The organism is Pseudomonas sp. GW821-FHT07B01, from assembly GCF_059419065.1.
This window is the reverse complement of record NZ_JBWKRA010000039.1, coordinates 23,719-29,718: the sequence shown is the minus strand read 5'-3', so window position 1 is coordinate 29,718 and position 6,000 is coordinate 23,719. Positions and strand designations below refer to the sequence as shown.

Annotated in this window: 4 protein-coding genes and 3 tRNA genes; all 7 read right to left on the bottom strand. The window is 58.7% G+C overall.

What is annotated here, in order from left to right; genetic code table 11:
• The 7 genes from AC07S6_RS26485 to ltaE all read right to left on the bottom strand — a co-directional run bounded on the left by AC07S6_RS26485 (position 1) and on the right by ltaE (position 5,957).
• Positions 1-77 (bottom strand) — tRNA-Arg (locus AC07S6_RS26485).
• A 72-nt stretch (positions 78-149) separates the two neighbouring features.
• Positions 150-226, bottom strand: a tRNA-Arg gene (locus tag AC07S6_RS26480).
• 108 nt (positions 227-334) lie between these two features.
• Positions 335-425: transfer RNA gene (locus AC07S6_RS26475), tRNA-Ser, on the bottom strand.
• A 62-nt stretch (positions 426-487) separates the two neighbouring features.
• The gene (gene csrA / locus AC07S6_RS26470) at positions 488-676 is read right to left on the bottom strand and encodes a carbon storage regulator CsrA (protein ID WP_003175645.1); all 189 of its coding nucleotides are present in this window, start codon (positions 674-676) and stop codon (positions 488-490) included.
• Positions 677-850: 174 nt separating this feature from the next.
• Positions 851-2,092, bottom strand: coding sequence for an aspartate kinase (locus AC07S6_RS26465; protein ID WP_003193595.1), 1,242 nt, complete (start codon positions 2,090-2,092; stop codon positions 851-853).
• A 95-nt stretch (positions 2,093-2,187) separates the two neighbouring features.
• Complete coding sequence (alaS, locus tag AC07S6_RS26460) at positions 2,188-4,806, bottom strand: alanine--tRNA ligase (protein WP_495113347.1); 2,619 nt, start codon at positions 4,804-4,806, stop codon at positions 2,188-2,190.
• Positions 4,807-4,952: 146 nt separating this feature from the next.
• Positions 4,953-5,957, bottom strand: a complete 1,005-nt coding sequence (gene ltaE, locus AC07S6_RS26455) for a low-specificity L-threonine aldolase (RefSeq protein ID WP_490615543.1) — start codon at positions 5,955-5,957, stop codon at positions 4,953-4,955.
• Positions 5,958-6,000: the final 43 nt, after the last annotated feature.

Here is a 6,000-nt window from a genome sequence, read left to right as displayed (position 1 = left end):
TGGTGCACTCGACAGGATTCGAACCTGTGACCGCTCGGTTCGTAGCCGAGTACTCTATCCAGCTGAGCTACGAGTGCAGATTGTGTTTTTAGACCAGATCACAACTGGTTGAAGCCAAGCTACCTGCATCGCTGCAACTAACTCTTAAATGGTGCACTCGACAGGATTCGAACCTGTGACCGCTCGGTTCGTAGCCGAGTACTCTATCCAGCTGAGCTACGAGTGCATTTGTTGCCGCGCATTATAGGCCGTTCAATCTCTATGTAAAGCTATTTTTTCGAGTATTTTCAACAACTTACCGAAAAAACCAGATTGCAACGTACTAAGCAAATAATGGCGGAGAACGGGGGATTCGAACCCCCGACACCCTTTTGAGGTGTACTCCCTTAGCAGGGGAGCGCCTTCGGCCACTCGGCCAGCTCTCCGCAACACGGGGCGTATATTAACCACGTTCCTCCCCGTTTGCAAACATAAAAAACGATAAAAATTAAAGGCTTGGTTCTTCGTCCTTCTCTTTCTTGATCCGCAGGTAGATTTCCTCGCGGTGGACCGCCACCTCTTTCGGAGCGTTAACCCCAATACGTACTTGATTGCCTTTGACGCCGAGCACGGTCACAGTGATTTCGCCATCACCGATAATCAGGCTTTCTGCGCAACGACGAGTCAGAATCAGCATACCTTTCACCTCACGCATTTCAGTTCAGGAACAACAGTCTGCAAAAAAAAAGCATTCGACCTACAACCAAAAGGTCGTAGCCCTACTCGCTAAGTATTGTCGAGCCCATGCAAAAGACCATGTACCCCACAAAAAAATGAAAGGCGCGGTAAACCGCGCCTTCCTGGCAACGCATCACTCGCCCTGTCGGGCCGGAGCATCCAACTCAAAAGCCGTATGCAGCGCGCGTACAGCCAGTTCCAGGTACTTCTCTTCGAGCACTACCGAGACTTTGATTTCCGAGGTGGAAATCATCTGGATGTTGATACCTTCTTTGGCCAGGGCCCCGAACATACGGCTGGCAACGCCAGCATGGGAACGCATGCCCACCCCTACGATCGACACTTTGGCAATCTTGGTATCGCCAACCACTTCACGGGCGCCAATCTCGCTCGCCGTGTTCTGCAGGATTTTCAATGCTGCATCGTATTCGTTGCGGTGCACGGTGAAGGTGAAATCGGTGGTGTTATCGTGCGAAACGTTCTGCACGATCATGTCGACTTCAACATTCGCATCGCTGACAGGACCCAGAATCTTGAAAGCCACGCCGGGGGTGTCTGGCACGCCACGGATCGTCAGCTTGGCTTCATCGCGATTGAAAGCGATGCCGGAAATGATCGGCTGTTCCATGGATTCCTCTTCATCAATAGTAATGAGGGTGCCCGGACCCTCCTTGAAGCTGTGCAATACGCGCAGCGGAACGTTGTACTTGCCGGCGAACTCCACCGCACGAATCTGCAACACCTTGGAACCAAGGCTGGCCATTTCCAGCATTTCTTCAAAGGTGATCTTGTCCAGTCGCTGGGCCACGGGCACGACGCGTGGGTCAGTGGTGTAGACGCCATCCACATCGGTATAGATCTGGCATTCGTCCGCCTTGAGCGCTGCCGCCAGGGCCACACCGGTGGTGTCCGAACCGCCACGACCCAGCGTGGTGATGTTGCCGTGCTCATCCACGCCCTGGAAACCCGCTACAACTACCACGCGCCCTGCTTTCAGATCAGTACGAATTTTCTGATCATCAATTTGCAGGATCCGCGCCTTGGTATGTGCGCTGTCTGTAAGAATGCGCACCTGGCTACCAGTGTAGGACACCGCTGGCACGCCACGCTTGTTCAGCGCCATGGCCAACAGCGCAATGGTCACCTGCTCGCCCGTGGAGACGATCACATCCAGCTCACGCGGCAGCGGCTGTTGATCACCGCTGATGGCTTTGGCCAGATCGATCAGGCGATTGGTCTCGCCACTCATGGCCGACAGCACCACTACCAGGTCATCACCAGCATCGCGGAACTTCTTAACCTTGTCGGCGACCTGCTCGATTCTTTCGACAGAACCAACCGAGGTGCCTCCAAATTTCTGTACGATCAAAGCCATTTCCAAGCCGCCTCAGCCCGTAAAGGGGCGCCTAATATCCAATCCACCTGCACTGAACAAGCCCGTGACTAGACCACGGGCCGGTTAACAGTGCTTTAAATACCTGCCTCGACAAATGGCACGGTCAAGGCCAGGGCCGCGTCCAGCGCTGCGGCATCGACACCACCGCCTTGCGCCATGTCCGGACGACCACCGCCCTTGCCGCCCACTGTCGCAGCGGCTTGCTTCATCAAATCACCGGCTTTGAGTTGGCCAGTCAGGTCCTTGGTTACACCAGCAACCAGAACGACCTTATCCTCATGGACACTGCCGAGCAGGATCACTGCGCGGCCGAGCTTGTTCTTCAACTGATCGACCAAGGCCAACAGCGCCTTGCCATCCTGGCCGTCCAGGCGCGCAGCCAGGACTTTTACGTCCTTGACGTCAACCGCCGCGGCCGACAGGTCATCGCCCGCAGCGCTCGCCGCCTTGGCCTGCAACTGCTCCAGCTGTTTCTCCAGCGCACGGTTGCGCTCCAGTACGGCGGACAGCTTGTCGATCAGGTTGTCGCGGCTGCCCTTGACCAGGCCGGCCGCTTCCTTGAGTTGTTCTTCGGCTGCATTGAGGTAAGCCAGGGCCGCAGCACCGGTCACCGCCTCAATACGACGTACGCCCGAGGCCACACCGCCTTCGCTGATGATCTTCAGCAGGCCGATATCGCCGGTGCGGTTGGCATGGATGCCACCACACAGCTCTACCGAGAAGCTGCCGCCCATGCTCAGTACGCGGACTTCGTCGCCGTACTTCTCGCCAAACAGCGCCATGGCGCCTTTGTTCCTGGCGGTCTCGATATCGGTTTCTTCGGTTTCAACCGGGGTGTTCTTGCGAATCTCGGCGTTGACGATGTCTTCCAGGGCCTTGATCTGCTCAGGCTTGATCGCTTCAAAGTGGCTGAAGTCAAAACGCAGGCGCTGGCTGTCCACCAACGAACCTTTTTGCTGCACGTGCTCGCCCAGGACCTGGCGCAGCGCGGCGTGCAGCAAGTGCGTGGCCGAGTGGTTCAACGCCGTGGCATGCCTTACATCGGCATCGACCTGGGTGTCTACCGGTGCGCCCACAGTCAAGTTGCCCAGCACCAGCACACCGTGATGCAGGAACGCACCGCCGGTCTTGGTGGTGTCGCGCACGTCAAAACGACCGGATGTCGAGCTCAGGAAACCGCAATCGCCAATCTGGCCACCCGACTCGGCATAAAACGGCGTCTGGTCCAGCACCACAACCGCCTCTTCACCCTCGCTCAACACGTCGACCGACTTACCGTCTTTATAGATGGCGACGATCTTGGCCGAGCCCGCAGTCGCCTTGTAGCCGGTGAACTCGGTCGGTACGTCAACCTTGACCAGGGTGTTGTAGTCCAGGCCAAAGGAGCTGGCCGAACGGGCCCGCACGCGCTGGGCTTCCATCTCACGCTCGAAACCGGCTTCGTCGACGGTCAACTCACGCTCGCGGGCGATGTCGGCAGTCAGGTCCATCGGGAAACCATAGGTGTCGTACAGCTTGAACACCACATCACCCGGCACCACGGTGCCTTTGAGTTCAGCCAGGTCCTGTTCCAGAATTTTCAGGCCGTGCTCCAGGGTCTTGGAGAACTGCTCTTCTTCAGCCTTGAGCACCCGCTCGATGTTGCTTTGCTGTTGCTTGAGTTCCGGGAAGGCATCGCCCATCTCGGCAACCAGCGCGGCCACGATCTTGTAGAAGAAGCTGCCGGTAGCGCCCAGCTTGTTACCGTGGCGGCACGCACGACGGATGATGCGACGCAGCACGTAGCCACGGCCTTCGTTGGAAGGCAGCACGCCGTCGGCGATCAGGAAACCGCAGGAACGGATATGGTCCGACACCACCTTGAGCGAAGACTGGCCTTCATTGGCGCAGCCAATGGCTGCCGCCGAGGCGCTCAGCAGGTTGATGAACAGGTCGATTTCGTAGTTGGAGTGAACGTGCTGCATCACCGCACTGATCCGCTCCAGGCCCATGCCGGTGTCCACCGACGGTGCCGGCAGCGGATGCAACACGCCATCGGCGGTGCGGTTGAACTGCATGAACACGTTGTTCCAGATCTCGATGTAGCGGTCGCCGTCTTCTTCCGGCGAGCCTGGCGGGCCCCCCCAGATATCGTCGCCGTGATCGTAGAAAATCTCGGTGCACGGGCCGCACGGGCCGGTATCGCCCATGGTCCAGAAGTTATCGGACGCATAGGGCGCGCCTTTGTTGTCACCGATACGGATCATGCGCTCGGCAGGTACACCGATTTCCTGGGTCCAGATGTCATACGCTTCATCGTCCGTCGCGTACACGGTGACCCAGAGCTTTTCCTTGGGCAGCTTCAGCACGCCGGTGAGGAAGGTCCAGGCGAACGTGATCGCGTCTTTCTTGAAATAGTCGCCGAAGCTGAAGTTACCCAGCATCTCGAAAAAGGTGTGGTGACGGGCGGTGTAGCCGACGTTTTCCAGGTCACTGTTCTTGCCGCCGGCGCGTACGCACTTCTGGCTGCTGGTAGCGCGGGTGTAGGCGCGCTTTTCCTGGCCCAGGAAGCAGTCCTTGAACTGGTTCATCCCCGCGTTAGTGAACAGCAGGGTTGGGTCATTGCCTGGGATCAAGGAGCTGGAGGCTACACGGGTGTGACCTTGCTCTTCGAAGAAGCGAAGGAAGGCTTCACGGATTTCTGCGCTTTTCATTAGGTTCTTCCACGGAGGCTGCGGCCAAAGGCCAGTGCGCAACATCATCAGACGGAGCGACGGCAAAGGGCCGCATTATATCGGCCCTTTGCCGGTGGTACAGCGTGTTTATGTGATAGAAACAGTCAATTAGACGGCCTGCACTGTCATTTCTGCGAAAACGCGACGAATGTCTGCACCACTTGCTCGATCTGCGCCCGGCTCACATCCAGATGGGTGACCATGCGCAGGCGCGGCGCGGCACTCAACTTGACCCCACGCTCGGCCGCAAAGGCCTTCAGCGCCTGCGCCTGATCACCTACCTGCACATACACCATATTGGTCTGCACCGGCTCGACGCTGTAGCCGGCCTTGCGTAACTCTTCGCCCAGCCATTGCGCGTTGGCATGGTCGTCAGCCAGGCGCTGCACCTGATGATCCAGAGCATACAACCCCGCCGCCGCCAGTGAGCCGGCCTGGCGCATGCCGCCGCCGACCATCTTGCGCAAGCGCCGAGCCTTGGCGATCAGTGCCGCCGAGCCACACAGCACCGAACCGACCGGCGCACCGAGGCCCTTGGACAGGCACACCGACACCGAATCGAAATGCTGGGCGATTTCTCGCGCATCAACCCCCAGCTTGACCGCCGCGTTGTAGAGGCGCGCGCCATCCAGGTGCAGGGCCAGGCCATGCTCGTGGGTAAATGCACGGGCCTTGGCCAGGTAATCCAGCGGCAGCACTTTGCCCTGCATGGTGTTTTCCAGCGCCAGCAGGCGTGTGCGGGCGAAGTGGAAGTCGTCGGGCTTGATGGCGGCAAGCACTTGGTTCAGATCAAGGGAGCCATCAGCTTGAACTTCCAGAGGTTGCGGCTGGATCGACCCCAGCACCGCCGCACCGCCGCCTTCGTATTTGTAGGTGTGAGCCTGCTGGCCGACGATGTATTCCTCGCCGCGCTCACAGTGAGCCATCAACGCCAGCAGGTTGCTCATGGTACCGGTGGGCACGAACAGCGCGGCAGCAAAGCCCAGGCGCTTGGCCAACTCGGCCTCCAGGCGGTTGACGCTGGGGTCTTCGCCGTAGACATCATCGCCGCTGACGGCGCTGGCCATTGCGTCGAGCATGCCGGGGGTAGGTTGGGTCACGGTGTCGCTGCGCAGGTCGATCACGGTCATCAAGGGGGCCTCTAACAGAGTGGATAAGTCCTTTTGTGTGTGA

Excerpts from the sequence above, each read along its gene's own strand:
- csrA (WP_003175645.1), bottom strand. The coding sequence starts at position 676 with ATGCTGATTCTGACTCGTCGTTGCGCAGAAAGCCTGATTATCGGTGAT.
- alaS (WP_495113347.1), bottom strand. The coding sequence starts at position 4,806 with ATGAAAAGCGCAGAAATCCGTGAAGCCTTCCTTCGCTTCTTCGAAGAG.
- ltaE (WP_490615543.1), bottom strand. The coding sequence starts at position 5,957 with ATGACCGTGATCGACCTGCGCAGCGACACCGTGACCCAACCTACCCCC.
- AC07S6_RS26465 (WP_003193595.1), bottom strand. The coding sequence starts at position 2,092 with ATGGCTTTGATCGTACAGAAATTTGGAGGCACCTCGGTTGGTTCTGTC.